The following is a 22,448-nucleotide window of genomic DNA, read 5'->3' on the forward strand; positions in this document are numbered from 1 at the left end:
ACTTTTGTGAGCGACAACCAGTTGCGGATCGTCTGGATCTATCCCGACCTGCTCAGCACGTACGGCGACCAGGGCAACGTCCTCGTCGTGGAGCGCCGGGCCCGGCAGCGCGGCCTCGACGTGGCGCGCCTCGACGTGCGCAGCGACCAGGCGATCCCGACCTCCGGCGACATCTACCTGATCGGCGGCGGCGAGGACCGTCCGCAGCGGCTCGCGGCCGAGCGGCTGCGCCGGGACGGCGGACTGCACCGGGCCGTGGAGAACGGCGCGATCGTCTTCTCGGTCTGTGCCGGCTACCAGATCCTCGGCCACGAGTTCATCAACGACCTCGGCCAGCGCGAGCCCGGCCTCGGGCTGCTGGACGTGGTGTCCGTGCGCGGTGAGGGCGACCGCTGCGTCGGTGACGTGCTGGGCGACATCGACCCGCGCCTCGGCCTGCCCCCGCTGACCGGCTTCGAGAACCACCAGGGCGTCACCCACCTCGGCCCGACGGCCCGCCCCCTGGCCCAGGTCCGCCTGGGCAACGGCAACGGCACGGGCGACGGCACGGAGGGCGCGTACAACGACACGGTGTTCGGTACCTACATGCACGGCCCCGTGCTGGCCCGGAACCCGCTGATCGCCGACCTGCTGCTGAAGCTCGCGCTCGACGTGAACGCGCTGCCCCCGACCGACGACCGCTGGTACGAGGCGCTGCGCAACGAGCGCATCGCAGCGGCCCAGCAGCCCGCCTGACACCTGGATTCGAGCTCGGCCCGAGCGGCCCGTCTGACGGCCCCTCCGCACAGGTGAGCGGGGTCGTCCAGCAGGCGGACGCATGCTGCTGCCCCGCCCCCTCCTGCCGCTAGGGTGGCGGGGTTCGTGCCGGACGACGTGGTCCGGTCCCGGCCCACGTTGAGAAGGTTCTTTCGGGCTATGCGCATTGGTGTCCTCACGTCCGGCGGCGACTGCCCCGGCCTGAACGCCGTCATCCGGTCCGTCGTGCACCGCGCCGTCGTCGACCACGGCGACGAGGTCATCGGCTTCCGGGACGGCTGGAAAGGCCTCCTGGAGTGCGACTACGTCAAGCTCGACCTCGACGCGGTGGGCGGCATCCTGGCCCGCGGCGGCACCATCCTCGGCTCCTCCCGGGTCCAGCCCTCGCATCTGCGCGACGGGGTGGAGCGGGCCAAGGGCCATGTCGAGGAGCTCGGCCTCGACGCGATCATCCCCATCGGCGGTGAGGGCACGCTGAAGGCGGCCCGGCTGATGTACGACAGCGGGCTGCCGATCGTCGGTGTCCCGAAGACCATCGACAACGACATCGCGGTCACGGACGTCACGTTCGGCTTCGACACGGCCGTCGGAGTCGCGACCGAGGCGCTGGACCGGCTGAAGACCACCGCCGAGTCCCACCAGCGGGTCCTGGTCGTGGAGGTCATGGGCCGCCACACCGGCTGGATCGCGCTGCACTCCGGCATGGCGGCCGGCGCCCACGCCATCGTCGTACCGGAACGGCCCTTCGACATCGAGGAGTTGGCCAGGCGGGTCGGCGAGCGGTTCGAGGCCGGCAAGCGCTTCGCGATCGTCGTGGCGGCGGAGGGCGCCAAGCCCAGGGCCGGGTCCATGGAGTTCGACGAGGGCGGCAAGGACATCTACGGCCACGAGCGGTTCGCCGGGATCGCCCGCCAGCTCTCCATCGAACTGGAGGAGCGGCTCGGCAAGGAGGCGCGGCCGGTCATCCTGGGGCACGTCCAGCGCGGCGGTACGCCGACCGCGTACGACCGTGTGCTGGCCACCCGCTTCGGCTGGCACGCGGTGGAGGCGGTGCACCGGGGGGAGTTCGGCAAGATGACCGCGCTGCGGGGGACCGACATCGTGATGGTGCCCTTGGCCGAGGCCGTCGAGACACTGAAGACGGTTCCCTCTGAGCGGTACGACGAGGCGGAGTGCGTTCTGTAAGGCGCATTTGATCTCGTACGGAATTGAAGAGTCCGCCCCCGGTCGCAGCAGCGGCCGGGGGCGGTTCTACTCTGGGTCCGGACAGACAGCGCACAACCCCCACGAATCAGGAGCCGTTGGATGGATCACAGCGGGCACGGCATGACCATGGATCTGCCGCCGTTCACGCTGGGGCGGGGTCTTCAGTGGTCGGCGGACCCGTTCTTCCTCGTGGCCTGCCTGGTGGGGCTCGGGCTGTACGCGTACGGCGTGGTGCGGCTGCGGCGGCGCGGGGACGCGTGGTCGGTGGCCCGGACGGTGTCGTTCGTCATCGGAGTGCTGACCATCGGGCTCGTGATGTGCACGAAGCTCAACGACTACGGCATGGTCATGTTCAGCGTGCACATGGTGCAGCACATGATCATCAGCATGCTGTCGCCGATCCTGATCCTGCTCGGCGCCCCCGTCACGTTGGCGCTGCGCGCGCTGCCGACCGCGGGGAAGGGCCGCAAGGGGCCGCGCGAGCTGCTGCTGATGCTGCTGCACAGCCGGTACATGCGGATCATCACGCACCCGGCGTTCACCATTCCGCTGTTCATCGCGAGCCTGTACGGGCTGTACTTCACGCCGATCTTCGACTTCCTGATGGGCTCCAAGGCGGGGCACATCGCGATGATGGTGCACTTCCTCGCCGTCGGTGTCGTGTTCTTCTGGCCGATCATCGGGGTGGATCCCGGGCCACAGCGTCCGGGCTATCTGATGCGGATGCTGGAGCTCTTCGCGGGCATGCCGTTCCACGCGTTCTTCGGCATCGCGCTGATGATGGCGTCGACGCCGATGGTGGAGACGTTCAAGAACCCGCCCGCCTCGCTCGGTATCGAGGCGCTCTCCGACCAGACCGCGGCCGGCGGCATCGCCTGGGCGTTCAGCGAGGTTCCCTCCGTGCTGGTGCTGCTCGCCCTGCTGTTCCAGTGGTACGGCTCCGAGCAGCGGCAGGCCAGGCGCCAGGACCGGGCCGCCGACCGCGACGGCGACAAGGAACTCGAGGCATACAACGCCTATTTGGCCTCATTGAACGCACACGGGCGTTGAAGGCCTCGCCATTCGGAAGCATTCAGTAGCATGAAGTGCATCGGGGGAACCGCCGGGGGGAGCGGTGATGACACTTCACGCATTTATGCAAGGGGCCGGGAAAACGGCGATTCGCAAGGTCGCCGTCCTGATTGTTCTCGTACTGGCGCTGAGCGGTTGTGGTCGAAGTACACCGCTGCTCGCCGTGAAGGCGGTGGCCGCGGGAGTTCCCTCTCTCGCGCCTTTCTTCTACGAGGGCAGCGGGCTGGGCCACGACGCCGCGATCAGGCCGCAGACGGTGCAGGGGAGTCTGCAGCAGGGGGACACGCCCGGGCTGTACGGGGGCACGAGGAAGCCGACCGTCTGCGACGTCAAGCAGCTCAAGGCATTCCTCACGGACCCCACGAATCACCAGAAGGCGCAGGCGTGGGCGACGGCGCTGCACATCACCACGGATGAGATTCCGGGATACCTGGACCGGCTCACTCCCGTTCTCCTGCGTCACGACACTCTCGTACAGAATCACGACTACAAGAAGGGAAATGCCGTTTCCTTCGACTCGCTGCTTCAGGCGGGAATCGCCGTTCTCGTCAATGAACAGGGACTTCCGGCTGTGAAGTGCTCGTGCGGAAATCCACTGCGTCCCTTCACGGATGACACGAACAGGATTTCGGTCGAGTTCGAGGGCGGGAACAAGAAGTGGCGGGGATATGAGCGTTCCTCCGTGGTGGCCGTGCAGCCGGCGCCACGGAAAATGCAGCGGCTCGTGCTGGTCGACGTCGGTGATCCCGCCCGGGGCATGGACCGGCCGGTCGGCACGACGGGGGCGCACGACAAGACCTTCGACACGCGCAAGGAACGTGCCGTGCCCGAGCTCGCCGGGACCACCTTCGGGGACGCGAGCCGACGGCTGGCCGACGCGGGGCTGGCGGTCGGGTACGGCGGGAATGCACGGCCCCCGGACGACGCACGGGTGACGGCGTCGGATCCGCCGGCCGGGAGCAGGCTGGGGTTCGGGGCGTACGTGACGCTGAGCGTGGCCGAGGGGAGGTCCCGTGGCGCGTCCGGCGGGTCGTCCACTCCCCCGCCGCCCACGACCTCCGGGCCGCCCTCGGCACCGCCGTCATCGCCGTCCTCCCCAGCGAGCAGCAGGACCGGCCCGTCGTTCTCCGCGCCGGCCTCCACATCGCCCCCGTCGAGTGCGCCTCCCAGTTCGCCGTCGACGACGACCCGTTCGCCCGCGACCAGTGCCCCGGCCACGAGAAGCGCTCCGGCACCAGGCAAACCGGCGACGAGCAGTGCAGCTCCGCCCGGCAAACCGGTGACCACCAGCGCGCCCCCGCCCAGCGCCCCGGTCACCGCGAGCGCCCCGCCGCCCGGGGCCACGAGCGCCCCGGCCACCAGCGAGCCGGCGAGCGGCACACCCGCCACGAGGAGGCCCGTGAGCTCCGGGCCCGCCTCGATCGCGATCACGTAGCGCCTCCGCAGAGCCCGGGAGTCACCGGATGCATTCAGGATCACCGACGTCGGGAGTGGGCCGGGTCATCGCCGGCCGCTATCTGCTGCTGAACCGGCTCGGCAGCGGCGGCATGGGCCATGTGTGGCTCGCCCACGACGAGAGACTCGTCTGCGAGGTCGCGCTCAAGGAGATCGCGTTCCGGGACCCGGACCCGACCGGTGACGAGCGGGAGGCCCGCGTCGCGCGGGCGCGTGCGGAGGCCCGGCACGCGGCGGGGCTGCGCGGCCATCCGCATGTGGTGACGGTGCATGACGTGCTGGAGCACGAGGGGCTGCCCTGGATCGTCATGGAGTACGTCACGGGCGCCGTCGACCTCAGGGAGCTGGTCGAGACGCGCGGTCCGCTCGCGCCCGCGGAGTGCGCCCGCATCGGGCTGGCCGTACTGGACGCGCTGACCGCGGGGCACGAGCGGGGCGTCATGCACCGGGACGTGAAACCGGCGAACATCCTGCTCGCGCCGGACCGCTCCGGGGCGCCGTACGGGCGCGTCCTGCTCACCGACTACGGCATATCGGTGCAGCCGGACGCCGGCGAGACCCGGTACACGCTGGCGTCCGTACTGGTGGGGACGTCGGGCTATCTGGCGCCGGAACGGGCCACGGGTGGGCCGCCGACCCCGGCCGCCGACCTGTTCTCGCTGGGCTGCACGCTCTACCACGGCGTCGAGGGCCACGGCCCCTTCGAGCGCGAGTCGCACCTCGCCGAGGTCACCGCGGTGGTCATGGAGGAGCCGCGTCCGGCGGTGCGCGCCGGTGCGCTGGGCCCCGTACTGCGGGCGCTGCTGGTGAAGGATCCGGGGCTGCGGCCGTCCGCGACGGAGGCGGAGGCTGCGCTGTCGCGGATCGTGACGCCGCAGGCCGAGGGGTACGCCCGTGCGCAGACCGATCTGGGTTCCCAGCCGCCCTGGACCGGGGTGGCAGCGCCGCCGGTCCCTGCTCCGCCCGGCCCGGCGGCCGGGGCCGACGGCTTCGAGCCCGTCGTCATCTCCGTGCCCGCCCACCGCCGCAGCGGGCTCCCGCGGGCCCTGCGGGCGGTCCTCGCCGCCGCGCTCGGCCTGGCACTGGCCCTGGGCGGCGTCTGGTACGCCATGGCACACCAGAAGAGCGGCGGCGACGGGGCGGCCTCGCCGTACGGTTCGGCCGTGGGGCTCTCAGCGCCCCTCAAGGACGGTGAGTGCGTGCTCGCCGACTGGCCGGGCGCCCGTTTCCAGGGTGTGCCGCGGCTGACGCCGGATCCGTCCTGCCAGGACAAGGCTCCCGACGGGCAGGTGATGGCGTTCGTGACGGCCGCGTCCGCGGACGAGGCGCGCAGGCTGGGGCCGGCCCGGTGCGAGGAGCGGACACAGGAGGTCCGGGAGCGGCTGGCGGACGTCCGCAGCATCGCCGTCGTGCCGACCGGGGCCGGTTTCGAGGCCGCGGGGCGACGCACCGCCTGTCTGGTGCTGGGTGCGCACGGGCCGGTCTACGGGCCGCTCGGCGATCGGCGCAACGGTTCGGATTTCACCGACACGGCGAACATGCAGCGCCGGGACTGCCTTCAGACCCGCTCCGACCGGGACGCTCGGCTGGTGTCCTGCGGCGGCCCGCACGACGAGCAGGTCCTCGGGTTCACCCGGCTGGGCAAGGGCGTCACGCTCACCGAGGCCCGTACGCGGTCGGACGCGGCCTGCGCGAAGGACGTGCCGCCGCGGGACTACGGCTTCGACCCGTCGGTCTACACCTCCGGCTCCTGGACCAGCCAGGGCGCCTGGAAATCGGGCACGCATTTCGTCGTGTGCACCGTCCGGAAGCAGAACGGGGGCACCATGGGGGGAGACGGATCCTGAGGAGGGTGTTGCGATGCCCGGTTCTACGGACGGTTCTACGAAGGCGATGGGGGCGATCACCGTCGGCGGCCTCGTGGTGGTGACCGCCTACACGGTGGCTCTCGGCTCCAACGGCTGGCTGTGGTTCGGCTGGGTCGTGCTGGGTCTGCTCACCCTCGGGATGGTCGCCTCCCGCAGCACGTGACGCATCCGCACCACGTGCCGTTCACTCCTCGCTCAGCCGGCCGGCCGAGTGCACCCCGGGCTGGTATTTGGGCAGCCGGGCGGTGATCTTCATGCCTGCTCCCACGGCGGTCTCGATGACGAGTCCGTAGTCGTCGCCGTAGACCTGGCGGAGGCGGTCGTCGACGTTGGACAGTCCGATGCCGCCCGAGGGGCTGACCTCGCCGGCCAGGATACGGCGGAGCAGGGCGGGGTCCATCCCGGCGCCGTCGTCCTCGATGACGACCAGGGCCTCGGCGCCGGCATCCTGCGCGGTGATGCTGATGTGGCTCTTGTCGGTTTTCCCCTCCAGGCCGTGCTTGACGGCGTTCTCGACGAGCGGCTGCAGACAGAGGAACGGCAGGGCGACCGGCAGGACCTCGGGGGCGATCTGCAGGGTGACGGAGAGGCGGTCGCCGAAGCGTGCCCGGACCAGCGCCAAGTAGTGGTCGATGGCGTGGAGTTCGTCGGCGAGGGTGGTGAAGTCACCGTGCCTGCGGAACGAGTATCGGGTGAAGTCGGCGAACTCCAGCAGGAGTTCGCGGGCGCGTTCGGGGTCGGTGCGGACGAAGCTCGCTATCACGGCGAGCGAGTTGAAGATGAAGTGCGGGGAGATCTGGGCCCTCAGGGCCTTGATCTCGGCCTCGATCAGGCGGGTGCGGGACTGGTCGAGGTCGGCCAGCTCCAGTTGGACGCTCACCCAGCGGGCGACCTCGCCGGCTGCCCGGACGAGGACGGCGGACTCGCGGGGTGCGCAGGCGACCAGCGCGCCGTGCACGCGGTCGTCGACGGTGAGCGGGGCGACGACCGCCCAGCGCACCTGGCAGTCCGGGTCGGGGCACTTGAGGTGGAAGGCCTCGCCGCGGCCGGTCTCCAGCGGTCCGGCGAGGCGTTCCATGATCTCGCCGCGGTGGTGGCCGCCGACGCCGTCCCAGACCAGGACCTCCTTCTGGTCCGTCAGGCACAGGGCGTCCGTGCCGAGGAGGGTGCGCAGCCGGCGGGCGGACTTGCGGGCGGTCTCCTCCGTCAGTCCGGCCCGCAGCGGCGGTGCGGCCAGGGAGGCGGTGTGCAGGGTCTGGAAGGTGGCGTGCTCCACGGGGGTGCCGAGATCGCCGAGGCTTGCCGGGCGGGCCGTGCGCCGACCGATCCAGAACCCGGCGGCCAGCAACGGCAGGACGGCCACGCACAGTCCGGCGAGGAATCCGCTCATGCCCTCACCTCCGCGCGCGGTGCTTCTCCGGCGCTGTGCCGCGCCCCGCAGGGCGCGGGGCGGTATCGATGTGCGGCTCCACCGGGCGGGCGCGACCGGCCCCTACCGGCCCGCAGACGCATCATCGCGCTCTCAGCGGAGCGCTCAGCTCCTCCGGCAGATGGAACCGAGCCAGGATCGCCTCCGTTCCCGTCGGCACCCGTCCCGGCGTCGCCAACGACACCAGCACCATGGTGAGGAAGCCCAGCGGCACCGACCAGAGGGCGGGCCAGGCCAGCAAGGCGTGCAGCGGGCCCGTGCCCGGGAAGCCCGCCATCGTCGCGGCCACCGCGACGAACGCCGAACCGCCGCCGATCAGCATGCCTGCGGCCGCGCCCGGCGGGGTCAGCCTGCGCCACCAGATGCCGAGGACGAGCAGCGGGCAGAAGGAGGACGCGGACACGGCGAAGGCCAGGCCGACGGCATCGGCGACCGGAAGTCCGCCGACGAGGACGCTGGCGGCGAGCGGCACGGCCATCGACAGCACGGTGCCGAGGCGGAAGTGCCGTACGCCCCGCGTCGGCAGGACGTCCTGGGTGAGCACCCCCGCGACGGCCAGGGTCAGCCCGGACGCCGTGGACAGGAACGCGGCGAAGGCGCCGCCCGCCACCAGTGCGCCCAGCAGGTCGCCGCCCACGCCGCCGATCATGCGGTCGGGCAGCAGCAGGACGGTGGCGTCCGCGTCGCCGGTGAGGGTGAGTTCGGGGGTGTAGAGGCGGCCGAGGGCGCCGTACAGGGGCGGCAGGAGGTAGAAGGCGCCGATCAGGCCGAGCACGGCCACGGTGGTGCGGCGGGCGGCGACGCCGTGCGGACTGGTGTAGAAGCGGACGACGACGTGAGGCAGGCCCATGGTGCCGAGGAACGTGGCAAGGATCAGCCCGTAGGTGGCGTACAGCGGGCGTTCCTCGCGGCTCGCGGCCAGCGAGGTCGACATACCGCCGTTGGTGCCGCGGTCGGCGGCCGGGACGGTGGTGCCCTTGGCGAAGGCCAGCCGGGTGCCTCGCTCGATGTGGTGGGTGCCGGAGGGGAGTCGGATCCGCCCGGCGTCGTGGGTGCGGCCGTCGACCGTGCCGGTCACGGTGACCGTCAGCGGCCGGTCCAGTTTCAGGTCGAGGCTGTCGTCGACGCGTACGTCGCGCTGCTCACGGAAGGTCGCCGGCTCCTCGAAGGCGTGGCGGGGCGCGCCGTCGCCCTGCCAGGCGAGCACCAGGAACAGGGCGGGCACCAGCAGGGCGGTGAGCTTGAGCCAGTACTGGAAGGCCTGCACGAAGGTGATGCTGCGCATCCCGCCGGCGGCGACGGTGGCGACCACGACGACGGCCACGATCAGCCCGCCGAGCGAGCCGGGCGCACCGGTCAGAACCGTCAACGTCAGCCCGGCGCCCTGGAGTTGGGGCAGCAGATACAGCCAGCCGACGCCGACGACGAAGGCCCCGGCCAGCCGCCGTACCGCATGCGAGGCCAGCCGGGCCTCGGCGAAGTCGGGCAGCGTGTAGGCGCCGGAGCGGCGCAGCGGGGCGGCGACGAACAGGAGCAGGACCAGATAACCGGCGGTGTAGCCGACCGGGTACCAGAGCATGTCGGGCCCCTGGACCAGGACCAGTCCCGCGATGCCCAGGAAGGACGCGGCGGAGAGGTACTCGCCGCTGATGGCGGCCGCGTTGAGGCGGGGGCCGACGGTGCGGGAGGCGACGTAGAAGTCGGAGGTGGTACGGGAGATGCGCAGGCCGAAGGCGCCGACCAGGACGGTCGCCACGACCACCAGGGCCACTGCCGGGACGGCGTAACCCGAGTTCATCGGTCTTCTACGAGTCGCACGAAGTCCCGTTCGTTGCGCTCGGCGCGCCGGACGTACCACAGGGCGAGCAGGACCATCGGGGCGTAGAGGCAGAAGCCGAGGATCACCCATTCCAGGCGGCGGGCGCCGGGTGTGGCGGCGAAGACCAGGGGCAGCGGGCCGATCAGCAGACCGAGGAACGCGAACACCGCGAGGGCGGCGCGTAGTTGGGTGCGCATGAGGGAGCGGACGTAGGTGTGGCCGAGGGTGGTCTGCTCGTCGATCTCGGTGCGCGCGCGGTAGTAGCCGGACGCATGGGGGTACCGCCCGCGCGACCGAAGCCGAGCGTGGGGGAGGGTGCGGCGGGGCGGGCCGGTGACGACGACGCGGCGCTCGGCGGGGTCCTGGCTGGGCACGGTTATGGCCTCCTCATCAGCAGGTCCCGCAGTTCGCGCGCGTGCCGGCGGCTGACCTGGAGCTCCTCGGCGCCGACCACGACACTCACCGTGCCCGCGTCCAGACGGAGTTCGCCGACGTGGCGCAGGGCGACCAGGTGGCGGCGGTGGATGCGGACGAAGCCGCGGGAGCGCCAGCGTTCCTCCAGGGTGGACAGCGGGATCCGTACGAGGTGGCTGCCCTTGTCGGTGTGCAGGCGGGCGTAGTCGCCCTGGGCCTCGACGTGGGTGATGTCGTCGACGGCGACGAAGCGCGTGACGCCGCCGAGTTCGACCGGTATGTGGTCGGGGTCGGGCTCGTGCACGGGGATGCGCGGAGCGGCGGCACCGGTGAGCTCGGCGGCCCGGCGGATCGCCTCCGCGAGGCGTTCCTTGCGGACCGGTTTGAGGACGTAGTCGACGGCCTTGAGGTCGAAGGCCTGCACGGCGAAGTCCTCGTGGGCGGTGACGAACACGACCAGCGGCGGCTTGGCGAACCCGGTCAGCAGCCGGGCCAGGTCGAGGCCGTCGAGACCGGGCATCTGGATGTCGAGGAAGACGACGTCGATGGCCTCCGGCCCGCCCGGACCGGACTGCAGCGCGCGGTTGATGCGGCGCAGCGCCTCGGTCGCGTCGCCTGCGCCCTCCGCGCTGCCGATGCGGGGGTCCGCGTTCAGCAGGTACAGCAGTTCCTCCAGCGAGGGGCGTTCGTCGTCGACGGCGAGGGCGCGCAGCATGAACCCGGAGTGTAGGTGGAATCCGCACGTGTGGACATGCGCCGAGGTGTGGACGTCCCCGCTGGATACAGTGCCGGCATGAACAGCAGGACGGCCCCCTTCGACGGGCTCGACCGGAAGATCATCACCGCGTTGATGGCGAACGCCAGGACGAGCTTCGCCGAGATCGGTGCGGCTGTCGGGCTGTCGTCCACGGCGGTCAAACGGCGGGTGGACCGGCTGCGCGACACGGGCGTGATCACCGGGTTCACGGCCACGGTGCAGCCGGCGGCGCTGGGCTGGCGCACGGAGGCGTACGTCGAGGTCTACTGCGAGGGCGCGGCCCCGCCGCGGCGCCTCGCGGAGGTGGTCCGCAACCATCCGGAGATCACGGCGGCGATGACGGTGACCGGCGGCGCGGACGCGCTGCTGCACGTGCGGGCGAGGGACGTGGACCACTTCGAGGAGGTGCTGGAGCGGATCCGCATCGAACCCTTCATCCGGAAAACGATCAGCGTGATGGTGCTGTCCCATCTGCTCCCGGAGAGCCCGGAGGCGGGCGCCACCCAGCCCGCCCCCGAATAAACGTCCGAACGCGCAGCAGCACTGCGCAGAACCGGCTCAAGACGCAGCATTCCTGCGCGGACACGCAATTCTCGTTCCTTGTCGACCACCTCCGTCACTTCCTACCTTGGTGTCAACCCACCCTCGACACCGCAGGAAGCGGAGGAACCCCTCTGTGTCCGACTCCCGTGTGCCGCGCCGGCGGCGCTTCCTCGTCTGCGAACCCAGACACTTCGCCGTGCAGTACGCGATCAACCCCTGGATGCAACCCGATGTCCGCGTCGACGTGGACCTGGCCCAGGAGCAGTGGCAGGCGCTGATGTCCGCCTACCGGGCCCACGGTCACACCGTCGACGTCGTGGAGCCGGCACCCGGTCTCCCGGACATGGTCTTCGCCGCGAACTCGGCGGTCGTCGTGGACGGCCGCGTCTTCGGCGCCCTCTTCCACGCGCCCGAGCGGCGCCCGGAGTCCACGCACTACGACACGTGGTTCAAGGCGGCCGGTTTCGACGTCCACCGTCCCGAGGCCGTCTGCGAGGGCGAGGGCGACCTGGTCTGGACGGGCCGGTACGTGCTGGCCGGCACCGGGTTCCGTACGACCCGCGAGGCGCACCGCGAGGTGCAGGAGTTCTTCGGCCACCCGGTGATCAGCCTGACGTTGGTGGACCCGCGCTTCTACCACCTGGACACGGCGCTGTTCGTCCTGGACGACGACAACGTCTCCTACTACCCGGAGGCGTTCTCGCCGGGCAGCCGGGAGGTGCTGGCGCGCCTGTATCCGGACGCGGTGCTCGCCACCCTGGACGACGCGCTGGCCTTCGGCCTCAACTCCGTCTCCGACGGACGCAACGTCTTCATCGCGCCCCAGGCCGAGTCCCTCGCCACCACCCTCGCCGACCGCGGCTATGTCCCCGTGCCCGTCGACCTGTCCGAGTTCCGCAAGGCAGGCGGCGGCATCAAGTGCTGCACTCAGGAGATCCGTTCATGACCGCTCCCGTGACCACGCGTTCGTCCGCCGAGCTGATCCGCGCCGAGGAACCGGTCCTGGCGCACAACTACCACCCGCTGCCCGTGGTCGTCGCCCGTGCCGAGGGCACCTGGGTGGAGGACGTCGAGGGCCGTCGCTACCTCGACATGCTGGCCGGCTACTCGGCCCTCAACTTCGGTCACCGCCACCCGGCGCTCGTCCAGGCGGCCCACGACCAGCTGGACCGCCTCACCCTCACCTCCCGGGCCTTCCACAACGACAGGCTGGCCGAGTTCGCCGAGCGGCTTGCCGGGCTGACAGGTCTCGACATGGTGCTGCCGATGAACACGGGCGCCGAGGCGGTCGAGTCCGGTATCAAGGTGGCCCGCAAGTGGGCGTACGAGGTCAAGGGCGTCCCGGCCGACCAGGCGACGATCGTGGTCGCGGCGGAGAACTTCCACGGCCGTACGACGACGATCGTCAGCTTCTCCACGGACGAGACGGCGCGGGCGGGCTTCGGCCCCTTCACCCCTGGCTTCCGGATCGTGCCGTACAACGACCTGGCGGCGCTGGAGGCGGCGGTCGACGAGACCACGGCCGCGGTGCTGATCGAACCCATCCAGGGCGAGGCGGGTGTCGTCATCCCGGACGACGGCTACCTGACCGGCGTACGCGAGCTGACCCGCCGCAAGGGCTGCCTGTTCATCGCGGACGAGATCCAGTCGGGCCTCGGCCGCACCGGGCGCACCCTCGCCGTCGAGCACGAGTCGGTCGTCCCGGACGTCCTGCTGCTGGGCAAGGCGCTGGGCGGCGGCATCGTCCCGGTCTCCGCGGTGGTCGCCCGCCGGGACGTGCTCGGCGTGCTGCGTCCGGGCGAACACGGCTCCACGTTCGGCGGCAACCCGCTGGCCGCCGCGGTCGGCACGGCCGTGGTGGAGCTGCTGGAGACGGGCGAGTACCAGCGCCGGGCCGCCGAGCTGGGCGTGGTCCTGCGCGGTGGCCTGGCCGCCCTGGTCGGCAAGGGCGTCGCCGGCTTCCGCGCCCGCGGCCTGTGGGCGGGCGTCGACGTCGACCCGGCCATCGGCACCGGCCGTGAGATCAGCGAACGCCTCCAGCGCGAGGGGGTTCTGGTCAAGGACACCCATGGCTCCACCATCCGGCTGGCGCCGCCCCTGACGATCACCGGTGAGGAGCTGCGGTCGGCGCTCGGGGCGCTGGAGAAGGTCCTGGGTTCCTGACCGGGGTGGGGGGCGGCCGGATGCCGCCCCCCACTTTTCTCTGCGTCCTCACCGGTTGCCCGGAGGGTGAAGATGGGGACAAGAGGTGGTAGACCACTCTCAGCGACAGAGAGGTCGGCCGTGGGCACTGACGAGGAGCAGGACCTTGCCCGGCAGCGGTTCGACGTGGCCGATGCCGCGCCTCTGCTGCTCGACGCCCAGGGCGTGGTGACCAGCTGGACCCGGGACGCCCGGCGGCTGCTGGACTACACCGCCTCCGAGGTGGTCGGCACCCCGGTGACCGGCCTGCTGGCCGTGGAGGACGCCGCACGGGTGCCCGAGGTGGCCGAGCGGTGCCGCCGGGACGGCGGCTGGGCGGGACTGCTGACCGCCCGGCACAAGGACGGGCACCAGGTCCGGGTGATGGTCCGGATCACTCCGGCGGTGGGGCCCGGCGGCGGGGCGCACTGGCTGGTGCTGCTCTCCGACATGGCCGGGGCACGCGGCTGGGACATGAGCCGTGCGGTGCTGGAGCAGATGGTGACCGGCTCCCCCGTCGGCATAGCGGTCGTGGACGCGAATCTGCGGTGCGTCTGGTCGAACGCGGCCCTGGAGCGGTTCGGCGGCGGCTCCCCCGGGGAGCGGCTCGGGCGGCGGCTGGCGGAGATCCAGCCGGGCATCGACTCCGAGGGCATCGAGACGCAGATGCGGCGCGTGCTGGAGACCGGGCAGCCGGTGGTCGGGTACGAGCACGTCGGCCATGTGCGCTCCGCACCGATGCGGGAGACGGCGCACATGATGTCGTTCACCCGCCTCGATGACGACCACGGCCACCCGATGGGGGTCTACTACACGGTCGTCGACATCACCGAGCGGCACCGCGCCCGGCAGCGGCTGGCCCTGCTCGACCGGGCCGGCGAGCAGATCGGCCGCAGCCTGGACATCGTGCGGACCGCTCAGGAGCTGGCCGACGTGGCCGTGCCGGGCTGCGCCGACTTCGTCTGCGTCGACCTGCTGGAGTGGGTGCTGCGCGGCGCGGAGCCTCCGGCCGGACCGCTCAGCCCCACGGAGGCGGTGCCCCTGCGGCGGGCCGGACACCAGTCGGTGAACCCCGGCGTCCCCGAGGCCGTCGTCGAGATCGGCGCGGTGGCCGCCTACCTGCCCGGATCGCCGCCGGTCCGCTGCCTGGCCGGCGGACTGTCCTGGCGCGAGGAGCGGCTCGACCCCCTGGCCAGGGAGTGGGCCACCGACCTGCCCGCCGACCGGACGGCCACGTTCCTGGAACTGGGGCTGCACACCGTGATGATCGTGCCGATCCGCGCGCGGGGCGTCACGCTGGGCATCACCACGTTCTTCCGGCGCCGGCGTCAGGAGCCCTTCGACAAGGACGACCTCAGCCTGGCCGAGGACCTGGTCTCGCGGGCGGCGGTCTGCGTGGACAACGCCCGCCGCTACGCCCGCGAACGCACTGCGGCGCTGGTGCTGCAGCGCAGCCTGCTCCCCCGCCGGCTGCCCGAGCAGAACGCGGTGGAGGTGGCCGCCTGCTACCGGCCGGCCGACGAGCTGACCGGCCTGGGCGGCGACTGGTACGACCTCATCCCGCTGTCGGGCGCCCGCGTCGCCCTCGTCGTGGGTGAGGTACCGGGGCACGGCATCGACGCCGCCGCGGCCATGGGGCGCCTGCGGACCGCCGTACGCACCCTGGCGGCGCTGGATCTGCCGCCCGAGGAGGTGCTCGGGCATCTGGACGACCTGGTCGCGCGGAGCGGCCGTGAGGAGGGCGGCGAACCGGGCACTCCGGAGACCGTCGACGCACAGGTCGCGGGGGCCGGCTGTGTCTACGTCGTCTACGACCCCGTCGACGGGCAGTGCACGATGGCCGCCGCGGGCCATCCGGCGCCCGCCGTCGTCCTGCCCGACGGCAGCGTCAGCTTCGTGGACCTGCCGCAGGGGCCGCCGCTCGGTGTCGGCGGGCGGCCCTTCGAGGCGGTGGAGCTGGCCCTCGCCGAGGGCAGCACGCTCGCCCTGCACACCGACGGGCTGCTGGCCCGCGAGGACGACGACCGGCCCGTCGACGCGGGCCGCGACCGGCTGCGCCGGGCCCTGGAGCGGCTCGCGCCCTCGCTCGACCTGCGCTGCCGGGCCGTGGTCGACGCGCTGATGCCGGACCGCCCGGACGACGACGTGGCTCTGCTGATGGCCCACACCAGGCTGCTCGGCGCCGACCAGGTAGCCGACTGGGACCTGCCCGCCGACCCGGCCATCGTCGCCGACGCCCGCAAGGAGGCCGCCCGGCAGCTGGCCGAGTGGGGCCTGGAGGAGCTGGCCTTCACCACGGAACTAGTGGTCAGCGAGCTGGTGACCAACGCCATCCGGTACGCCGAGGGGCCCATCCGGCTCCGCCTGATCAGGGAGAGCGCCCTGATCTGCGAGGTCTCCGACGGCGGCGCCACCGCCCCTCATCTGCGCCATCCGCGCACCACCGACGAGGGCGGCCGCGGGCTGCTGCTGGTCTCCCAGTTCACCCAGCGGTGGGGGACTCGTTTCGTCCCCGAGGGGAAGGTCATCTGGGCCGAGCAGTCCCTGACGGATCCCCCGGCCTGACACACCGATACCGCACATACGTCGCATCACGTGGGAAAATGGCGTGAACCCGGCGGTGAGGCGGCAGCCATGAACGATGGGGCGATCGACTACGCGGCAGTCTTCCAGTGCCTGCCGGGAATGGTGGCGCTGCTGACGCCCGAGCTGGTGTACGCCGACGCCAACGAGGAGTTCCTGCGGAATTCCCGCCGCACCCGCGAGCAGGTGGTCGGCCGCTATCTGTTCGACGTCTTCCCCGACAACCCGAAAGACTCCACCGCCTCCGGCATGCGCAATCTGGCAGCCTCGCTGCAGCGGGTACTGGAGACCGGCGAGCGCGATGCCATGGCCCTGCAGCGCTACGACGTCGAGAACCCTGACCGGCCGGGCGAGTGGGAGGAGCGCTACTGGAGCCCGGTCAACGCGCCGGTGCTCGGTCCGGACGGCAAGGTGGTGCTGCTCGTGCACCGCGTCGAGGAGGTCACCGAGCTGATCAAGGCCCGGGGCAGCCCGCGCAGCAGCCGGGCCCGGGTGTTCGAGGCCGAGCTGTACACCCGCGCGCGGGAACTGCAGGAGCTCAACGACCGGCTGCGGCAGGCCCACGCCCGCGAGCGCGAGGTGGCCATCGCACTCCAGGAGGCGATGCTGCCCGCCCGCCGGCAGGCCGGCCACCAGCACGCCGCCGTGCGCTACCGGCCCGCCGTCGGCTCGCTCAACGTGTGCGGGGACTGGTACGACCTGGTCGACCTGGTGGGCGGCCATCGCATCGGCGTGGCGGTGGGAGACGTGGTCGGGCACGGTCTGGCGGCCGCCGGGGTGATGGGCCAGCTGCGCAGCGCCCTGAGCGCCGCCTCCCGGGTCGCCGAGGGCCCGGCCGAGGCGCTGAACGTCCTGGGCCGGTATGCGAACGTGGTCGACGGCGCCGAATCCGCCACCGCCGTCACGACGTTCATCGACTTCGACGAGCACACCATCACCTACAGCAGCGCCGGGCACCCCCCGCCGCTCCTCGCCCACGCCGACGGCCTCATCGAGTTCCTCGACCAGGCCACCGACCCGCCGCTCGACGCCCGTCCCGACCCGATCCCCAGACCCGAGGCCTGCACGCGGTACGACGAGGGCGCCACCCTCGTCCTGTACACCGACGGCCTGATCGAACGCAGACGCGAGGACATCGACACCGGCCTGGCCCGCCTCGCCGACTCCCTCGCCCGCCACCGCACGGAGGACCCGGAACGACTGGCGGACGCGGTGCTGCTGGAGCTGCTGCCGCCCGGGGGCGCCACCGACGACACCGCCCTGGTCATCGTGCGGCTGTGAGCGAGCAGACGGGGCGGCGCGCCGCAAGGGCCGGGCGTGCGCCAGCAGTTGAGCGTGATCACGCCATGAATCCTGATCAGGTTGCTGTCTACCGATCGGTAACTGGAGGCTGGTGCGGCAGTTGTCCCCACCCGCGCGACGCGGCGTCCGCCGTGTTCCGGCGAACTGCGCCTGCACATAGACTGGCGGCCCCACAACACGCCGGTTGACCTGCTGGAACGCGGCGGCACGGGCGATCCGCCGGAGTGAGGAGCGACCTTTTGTTCTACTATGTGCTCAAATACGTGTTGCTGGGACCTCTGCTGAGACTGGTCTTCCGGCCTCGCATCGAAGGCCTCGAACACGTACCGGCCGAAGGTCCGGCGATCGTCGCCGGCAACCATCTCTCCTTCTCGGACCACTTCCTGATGCCGGCGATCCTCAAGCGCCGCATCACCTTCCTCGCGAAGAAGGAGTACTTCACGGGTCCCGGCATCAAGGGCCGCCTCACCGCGACCTTCTTCCGCAGCGCCGGGCAGATCCCGGTCGACCGCACCGGCAAGGAAGCGGGCCAGGCCGCCATCCGCGAAGGCCTCGGCGTGCTGCGCAAGGACGAACTGCTCGGCATCTACCCGGAGGGCACGCGCTCGCACGACGGCCGCCTCTACAAGGGCAAGGTCGGCGTCGCGGTCATGGCGCTGAAGGCCCAGGTGCCCGTCATCCCCTGCGCGATGATCGGCACCTTCGAGGCACAGCCTCCCGGCAAGGTCATCCCGAACGTCCACCCCGTCGTCATCCGCTTCGGCAAGCCCCTCGACTTCTCCCGCTATGAGGGCATGGAGAACGAGAAGGCCATCCTGCGCGCCATCACCGACGAGATCATGTACGCCATCCTGTCGCTGTCCGAGCAGGAGTACGTCGACGAGTACGCGGCCGTCGTCAAGGCGCAGCAGACGGAGGCGGCAGGCGCCGCGGAGAAGGAGCGCCGCTTCCCGCGGATGCCGCTGGGGTAGCAGGGGTCGAGCACGAGGAAGGGGCGGCCGGAGTGTTCCGGCCGCCCCTCACCTCGTGCGACTGCCGGTTACGGCTTGGGCGTGGCGTGCGGGGTGCAGGTCACGTCCGCGGCGTCCAGCTTGCCGCTCAGGAGGTAGTCGTCCACCTTCTGGTTGATGCACGGGTTGACCAGGCCGGTCACACCGTGCGAGCCCGCGTCCTTCTCGGTGATCAGGCGGGAGCCCTTGAAGCGGTGGTGCAGTTCGACGGCGCCGTCGTACGGGGTGGCGGCGTCACGGGTGGACTGCACGATCATGACCGGCGGCAGACCCTTGTGGGTCCTGACGTTCACCGGGCTCTGCTGCTTGACCGGCCAGGTGGCGCACGGCAGGTTCATCCAGGCGTTGGCCCAGGTCATGAACGGGTAGTTCTTGTTGAGCTCGGTGTTGTCCCTGTCCCACTTCTTCCAGCTGGTGGGCCACTTGGCGTCCGTGCACTCGACCGCCGTGTAGACGGCGTTGCCGTTCTCCGAGGAGATGTTGCCCGCGGTGTTGGACATGTCCGGGGCGGCCGCGTCGACGAGCGCCTTGGTGTCGCCGGCGAAGTACTTGCTGAACGCGGTGGCGACCGGCACCCACGAGGAGTCGTAGTACGGGGCGCTCTGGAAGAAGGAGATCAGCTCGGCCGGGCCGACGACCCCGCCGAGGGGGCTCTTCTTGGCGGTGGCGCGCAGTTCGAGCCACTTCGCCTGGACCGCGTCGCGCGTGGTGCCGAGGTGGAAGGCGGCGTCGTTGGCGGCGACCCAGTCCTCCCAGTCCTTCCAGCGGCCCTCGAAGGCGACGTCCTGGTCCAGGTTGGCCTGGTACCAGATCTTCTCCCGCGACGGGTTGACGACGCTGTCCACGATCATGCGGCGCAGGTGGCCCGGGAACATGGTGCCGTAGACGGCGCCGATGTAGGTGCCGTAGGAGACGCCCAGGTAGTTGAGCTTCTTCTCACCGAGCGCGGCACGGATGACGTCCAGGTCGCGCACCGTGTTGGGCGTGGTCATCTGCTGGAGCATCGCCTTGCCGCTGCGCTCGGCGCAGCCCTTGGCGTACTCGGCGGCCAGCTTGCGCTGCGCCAGCTTGTCGGCCTCGGAGTCCGGCACCGGGTCGGCCTTGGGGGCCTTCACGAACTCCTGCGGGTCAATGCAGGAGATGGGCGCGGAGTGGCCGACACCGCGCGGGTCGAAGCCCACGAAGTCGTACGCCTTGGCCACGTTGGCCCAGATCGGGTTCTTGTTGGTGACCCGCGTCGGGAAGCGCATACCGGACGCGCCGGGGCCGCCCGGGTTGTAGACGAGGGCGCCCTGGCGCTCCTCCTTGGTCCCCGTGTTGCCGATGCGGTCGACGGCGAGCCTGATCTGCTTGCCGTACGGCCTGGCGTAGTCGAGCGGGACGCTGACGTACCCGCACTGGATGGGCTTGGCGAACCCCCAGTCGGCGGGGCAGTCCTGCCAGTCGATGCCGGCCTTCGCGGCGCGCTCGGCCGCGATGGCGGCACCGCGGGCCTCGCGGTCCTGCCCGGGCCGGGAGCCCGCGGTCGCGCTGGCACTCGGCGCCGCGACGGCACCGGCTATCAGCGTGGCCGCGGCGAGCACTCCGGCCGAGCCGAGCGCGGTGGCCCGCTTCTTTCGTCTCATATCCCTCAAGTGGGACCTCCCCCAACGTCATTGCGATTGTCAGGGGCGATCCTTTCGGCTGTGTACATGCCGAGAACAGGGGGCGTTGACCTTCTTTACCAATCCGATAAACGGTGAGCCTGTCCCGCTCATCGGAAACTCACGCTACGGCGGCGAGCGCCTCGTCCAGCAGTCGCCGCAACCGCAGGGCATCGGCCGCCACGGCACTGACGAGCACGGCGGGCCCCGCGAGCGGCATGACCACGGCACCCTCCCCCACCACCCGGGCCGCCATGGGCTCCATCCCGAACTCGGGCCGTACGACGACCAGTTGCCCCACGGCGCGATGCCCGCCCAGCACGGCCGGACCGTCCCACCCGCCCGGGGCTCCGGGCCCGCAGGCCAGCTCCTGGTCGAGGAGCGCCCGCCCCTCGACACACACCGTAAGACGACTGCTCAGCCGCCCGGGTTGCTCCCCGACCCGTCCGAGCACCTGCTCCTCGCGCAGCACGAGCCGAGCGGTGCCGCCGAGCTCCACTCTGGTCCTGACATACAGATCGCTCCCCTGCGCGGAGATCAACTGCTCGGGCAGCCATTCCAGTTCACCGCCGTCGCCGACGTGGAGCCGCACGTCGTAGCGTGCCTCCCCCTTCGCCTGCCCGGGCAGCGCGATGGTGGCGGCGGACGACCCGACCCGCAGCCGGGCCCCGCTTTCCACCTCGGCCTCGACGGCGAACTCGTCCCCGCCGAGCGGCCCGCTCATCGCCCCGACGAGCATGACCCGCGCCTCGGCACCACTGCCCCGTGTCCGCCGCAGGGCGATCGGCCCGTCCCCCTCCAGCACGGGCAGGGCCGTACCGCCCCTCCCGTCGTCCCTGGCGACGATCCGAGCGGTGGCCCGCACCCCGCTCATGGTCACGCCGTCCACGCGGCGAGCTGCGCCCGCACCCAGCCGGCGACGTCCGCCACCCCGGCCTCGCTCCTGAGCGACTGGAAGACGACGGGCAGTTCGGCCCGCTGAGCCTTGGCGTCGGCGGCCATCCGCTCCAGATCGGAGCCGACGTACGGCGCGAGGTCGGTCTTGTTGACGACGAGCAGATCGGCCGTGGTCACCCCCGGCCCGCCCTTCCTGGGAATGTCGTCACCACCCGCCACATCGATGACAAAGATCTGGGCGTCGACGAGCCCCTTGGAGAAGGTCGCGGTGAGATTGTCCCCACCGGACTCGACCAGGATCAGATCCAGCGGCCCGACCTCGTCCTCCAGATCCTCCACCGCCTCCAGGTTGGCGGAGATGTCGTCCCGGATCGCGGTGTGCGGACAGGCCCCCGTCTCCACGGCGGTGATCCGCTCGGGCGGCAACACCGCTTCGCGGAGCAGGAATTCGGCGTCCTCGCGGGTGTAGATGTCATTGGTGACGACGGCGAGGGAAAGCTCGTCGCGCAGGGCCCGGCACAGCGCCGCGACGGTGGCGGTCTTGCCGGACCCCACGGGCCCCCCGAGCCCGATCCGCAGCGCGCGCCGCGCACCGTCGGGCCGGCGAGCGTCGGCACTGACGGCACCGGGACCGTCGTGGTGGTGTTCCAGATGCATGACTATGGCTCCAAGATGTCAGCCCGTCCGGCGCCCTCCAGCCCGTCCGGCGTTTGAGGACGAGGCCGTTCAGGCCGATAAGGGGGTCTGGGGGCAAAGCCCCCAGGGTCGGGAACGGGAAGGGGCGGCGGGGGCGAGACTCCCCCTACGACGCGAACAGCCGCACAGCCCAGGCGGCATGCACCTCCGCAGAGATCTCCAGCAACGGCGCGGAAGCCGCAGGCAAGGCATCAACCCCGCCGTCGACGACACGCCGCGCCGCCTCGACCGCCCGATCCGCGACACGATCCACCTCCGGTGCCACCCGAGCCAGCACCCCCGTCGCATCGAACGGATCAAGGCTCAACAACCGCACCGTCGCACTCGCCGGCCCGCTCACACTCTCGTACGCCGCGCAGTAGGCCGCATCCACGGCCTCCAACCCCGCAGCCCGAGCGGCAAGCCCGAGCACCACCGGCTGATGCGCCCCCTTGGGGAACTCCCGTGCCAGAGCTTCGAGTTCACCCAAGGGCCAGGTGGCCCGGGCGGCCCGCATCAGCTGCCTCCCCAGCTTCCGCCCGGCGATCCGCAACGCGGGCGACGGTGTCCGCGCATCCGCGGCCGCGTCCAACGCCGCGGGATCCACACCGAGTACGGCAGCGGCCGCGAGCGAGGCCGAGACCAGCCCCGCCGTGTGCAGCCGCCCCCGGCAGAAGGCCTCAAGGCTCGCGGCCCCAGTGATCCGCCCGGCTTTCACGGCCGCCTCGGCCCCGCCGGAATGCGCATGCCCTCCGGCGGGAAAGCGCCCGTCGGCCAGAACGAGAAGAGCTGCCCTCGACATCACGACCACGCCGTCAGAAGAGTCACCGGAAGAGTCA

At 71.5% G+C, this 22,448-nt stretch carries 20 protein-coding genes; 12 read left to right on the forward strand and 8 right to left on the reverse strand.

Annotation, left to right across the window (positions count from 1 at the left end; all coding sequences use genetic code 11):
• The first annotated feature begins 6 nt into the window (after positions 1 to 6).
• From LJ657_RS35085 to LJ657_RS35110, 6 genes are all read left to right on the forward strand, one after another.
• Entirely contained in the window at positions 7 to 735 is a 729-nt protein-coding gene (locus tag LJ657_RS35085; protein WP_232652950.1) for a type 1 glutamine amidotransferase, read from the forward strand.
• A 180-nt stretch (positions 736 to 915) separates the two neighbouring features.
• Positions 916 to 1,941 (forward strand): 6-phosphofructokinase, encoded by a 1,026-nt coding sequence (locus LJ657_RS35090; protein ID WP_232652951.1) that lies wholly within the window; start codon positions 916 to 918, stop codon positions 1,939 to 1,941.
• A gap of 120 nt (positions 1,942 to 2,061) precedes the next feature.
• Positions 2,062 to 3,012 (forward strand): cytochrome c oxidase assembly protein, encoded by a 951-nt coding sequence (locus LJ657_RS35095; protein ID WP_232652952.1) that lies wholly within the window; start codon positions 2,062 to 2,064, stop codon positions 3,010 to 3,012.
• 85 nt (positions 3,013 to 3,097) lie between these two features.
• A complete protein-coding gene (locus LJ657_RS35100; protein ID WP_308117105.1) occupies positions 3,098 to 4,468 on the forward strand; it encodes a DUF6777 domain-containing protein in 1,371 nt (456 codons plus the stop codon).
• Between the two features lie 28 nt (positions 4,469 to 4,496).
• Complete coding sequence (locus LJ657_RS35105; protein ID WP_232652954.1) at positions 4,497 to 6,335, forward strand: serine/threonine-protein kinase; 1,839 nt, start codon at positions 4,497 to 4,499, stop codon at positions 6,333 to 6,335.
• Positions 6,336 to 6,348: 13 nt separating this feature from the next.
• Complete coding sequence (locus LJ657_RS35110; protein WP_030928253.1) at positions 6,349 to 6,519, forward strand: hypothetical protein; 171 nt, start codon at positions 6,349 to 6,351, stop codon at positions 6,517 to 6,519.
• A 21-nt stretch (positions 6,520 to 6,540) separates the two neighbouring features.
• Here the strand turns inward: LJ657_RS35110 and LJ657_RS35115 are convergent, their stop codons facing one another.
• The 4 genes from LJ657_RS35115 to LJ657_RS35130 form a co-directional block, all read right to left on the reverse strand.
• A complete protein-coding gene (locus LJ657_RS35115) occupies positions 6,541 to 7,746 on the reverse strand; it encodes a sensor histidine kinase (protein ID WP_232652955.1) in 1,206 nt (401 codons plus the stop codon).
• Positions 7,747 to 7,867: 121 nt separating this feature from the next.
• Entirely contained in the window at positions 7,868 to 9,583 is a 1,716-nt protein-coding gene (locus LJ657_RS35120; RefSeq protein WP_232652956.1) for a sodium/solute symporter, read from the reverse strand.
• Complete coding sequence (locus LJ657_RS35125) at positions 9,580 to 9,978, reverse strand: hypothetical protein (protein WP_232652957.1); 399 nt, start codon at positions 9,976 to 9,978, stop codon at positions 9,580 to 9,582. The genes LJ657_RS35120 and LJ657_RS35125 overlap by 4 nt, the downstream gene beginning before the upstream one ends.
• A gap of 2 nt (positions 9,979 to 9,980) precedes the next feature.
• Positions 9,981 to 10,733, reverse strand: coding sequence for a LytR/AlgR family response regulator transcription factor (locus LJ657_RS35130; RefSeq protein WP_232652958.1), 753 nt, complete (start codon positions 10,731 to 10,733; stop codon positions 9,981 to 9,983).
• A 78-nt stretch (positions 10,734 to 10,811) separates the two neighbouring features.
• On the opposite strand from LJ657_RS35130, the gene LJ657_RS35135 reads away from it, so the two are divergent.
• The 6 genes from LJ657_RS35135 to LJ657_RS35160 all read left to right on the forward strand — a co-directional run bounded on the left by LJ657_RS35135 (position 10,812) and on the right by LJ657_RS35160 (position 18,355).
• The gene (locus tag LJ657_RS35135; protein WP_232652959.1) at positions 10,812 to 11,297 is read left to right on the forward strand and encodes an Lrp/AsnC family transcriptional regulator; all 486 of its coding nucleotides are present in this window, start codon (positions 10,812 to 10,814) and stop codon (positions 11,295 to 11,297) included.
• 154 nt (positions 11,298 to 11,451) lie between these two features.
• On the forward strand, positions 11,452 to 12,264 hold the full coding sequence (gene ddaH / locus LJ657_RS35140; RefSeq protein WP_232652960.1) for a dimethylargininase: 813 nt from the start codon (positions 11,452 to 11,454) through the stop codon (positions 12,262 to 12,264).
• Complete coding sequence (rocD, locus tag LJ657_RS35145; RefSeq protein ID WP_232652961.1) at positions 12,261 to 13,481, forward strand: ornithine--oxo-acid transaminase; 1,221 nt, start codon at positions 12,261 to 12,263, stop codon at positions 13,479 to 13,481. The genes ddaH and rocD overlap by 4 nt, the downstream gene beginning before the upstream one ends.
• Before the next feature lie 120 nt (positions 13,482 to 13,601).
• On the forward strand, positions 13,602 to 16,064 hold the full coding sequence (locus LJ657_RS35150) for a SpoIIE family protein phosphatase (RefSeq protein WP_232652962.1): 2,463 nt from the start codon (positions 13,602 to 13,604) through the stop codon (positions 16,062 to 16,064).
• Positions 16,065 to 16,133: 69 nt separating this feature from the next.
• Positions 16,134 to 17,363 carry a PP2C family protein-serine/threonine phosphatase gene (locus LJ657_RS35155; RefSeq protein WP_232652963.1) on the forward strand — a complete coding sequence of 410 codons (1,230 nt, stop codon included), beginning with the start codon at positions 16,134 to 16,136 and terminating at the stop codon, positions 17,361 to 17,363.
• Positions 17,364 to 17,623: 260 nt separating this feature from the next.
• Positions 17,624 to 18,355 carry a lysophospholipid acyltransferase family protein gene (locus LJ657_RS35160; protein WP_232652964.1) on the forward strand — a complete coding sequence of 244 codons (732 nt, stop codon included), beginning with the start codon at positions 17,624 to 17,626 and terminating at the stop codon, positions 18,353 to 18,355.
• Positions 18,356 to 18,423: 68 nt separating this feature from the next.
• On the opposite strand, the gene LJ657_RS35165 is transcribed toward LJ657_RS35160, so the two are convergent.
• The 4 genes from LJ657_RS35165 to LJ657_RS35180 form a co-directional block, all read right to left on the reverse strand.
• On the reverse strand, positions 18,424 to 20,019 hold the full coding sequence (locus LJ657_RS35165) for an alpha/beta hydrolase (RefSeq protein ID WP_372488014.1): 1,596 nt from the start codon (positions 20,017 to 20,019) through the stop codon (positions 18,424 to 18,426).
• A 139-nt stretch (positions 20,020 to 20,158) separates the two neighbouring features.
• Positions 20,159 to 20,926, reverse strand: coding sequence for an urease accessory protein UreD (locus LJ657_RS35170; RefSeq protein ID WP_232652966.1), 768 nt, complete (start codon positions 20,924 to 20,926; stop codon positions 20,159 to 20,161).
• Positions 20,914 to 21,591, reverse strand: a complete 678-nt coding sequence (ureG, locus tag LJ657_RS35175; protein ID WP_232652967.1) for an urease accessory protein UreG — start codon at positions 21,589 to 21,591, stop codon at positions 20,914 to 20,916. Before ureG ends, LJ657_RS35170 begins: the two co-directional genes overlap by 13 nt.
• 145 nt (positions 21,592 to 21,736) lie before the next feature.
• Positions 21,737 to 22,411, reverse strand: a complete 675-nt coding sequence (locus LJ657_RS35180) for an urease accessory protein UreF (protein WP_232653011.1) — start codon at positions 22,409 to 22,411, stop codon at positions 21,737 to 21,739.
• Between the last annotated feature and the right edge of the window lie 37 nt (positions 22,412 to 22,448).

The sequence above is a fragment of the Streptomyces guryensis genome (assembly GCF_021261325.1).
Taxonomy (GTDB): domain Bacteria; phylum Actinomycetota; class Actinomycetes; order Streptomycetales; family Streptomycetaceae; genus Streptomyces; species Streptomyces guryensis.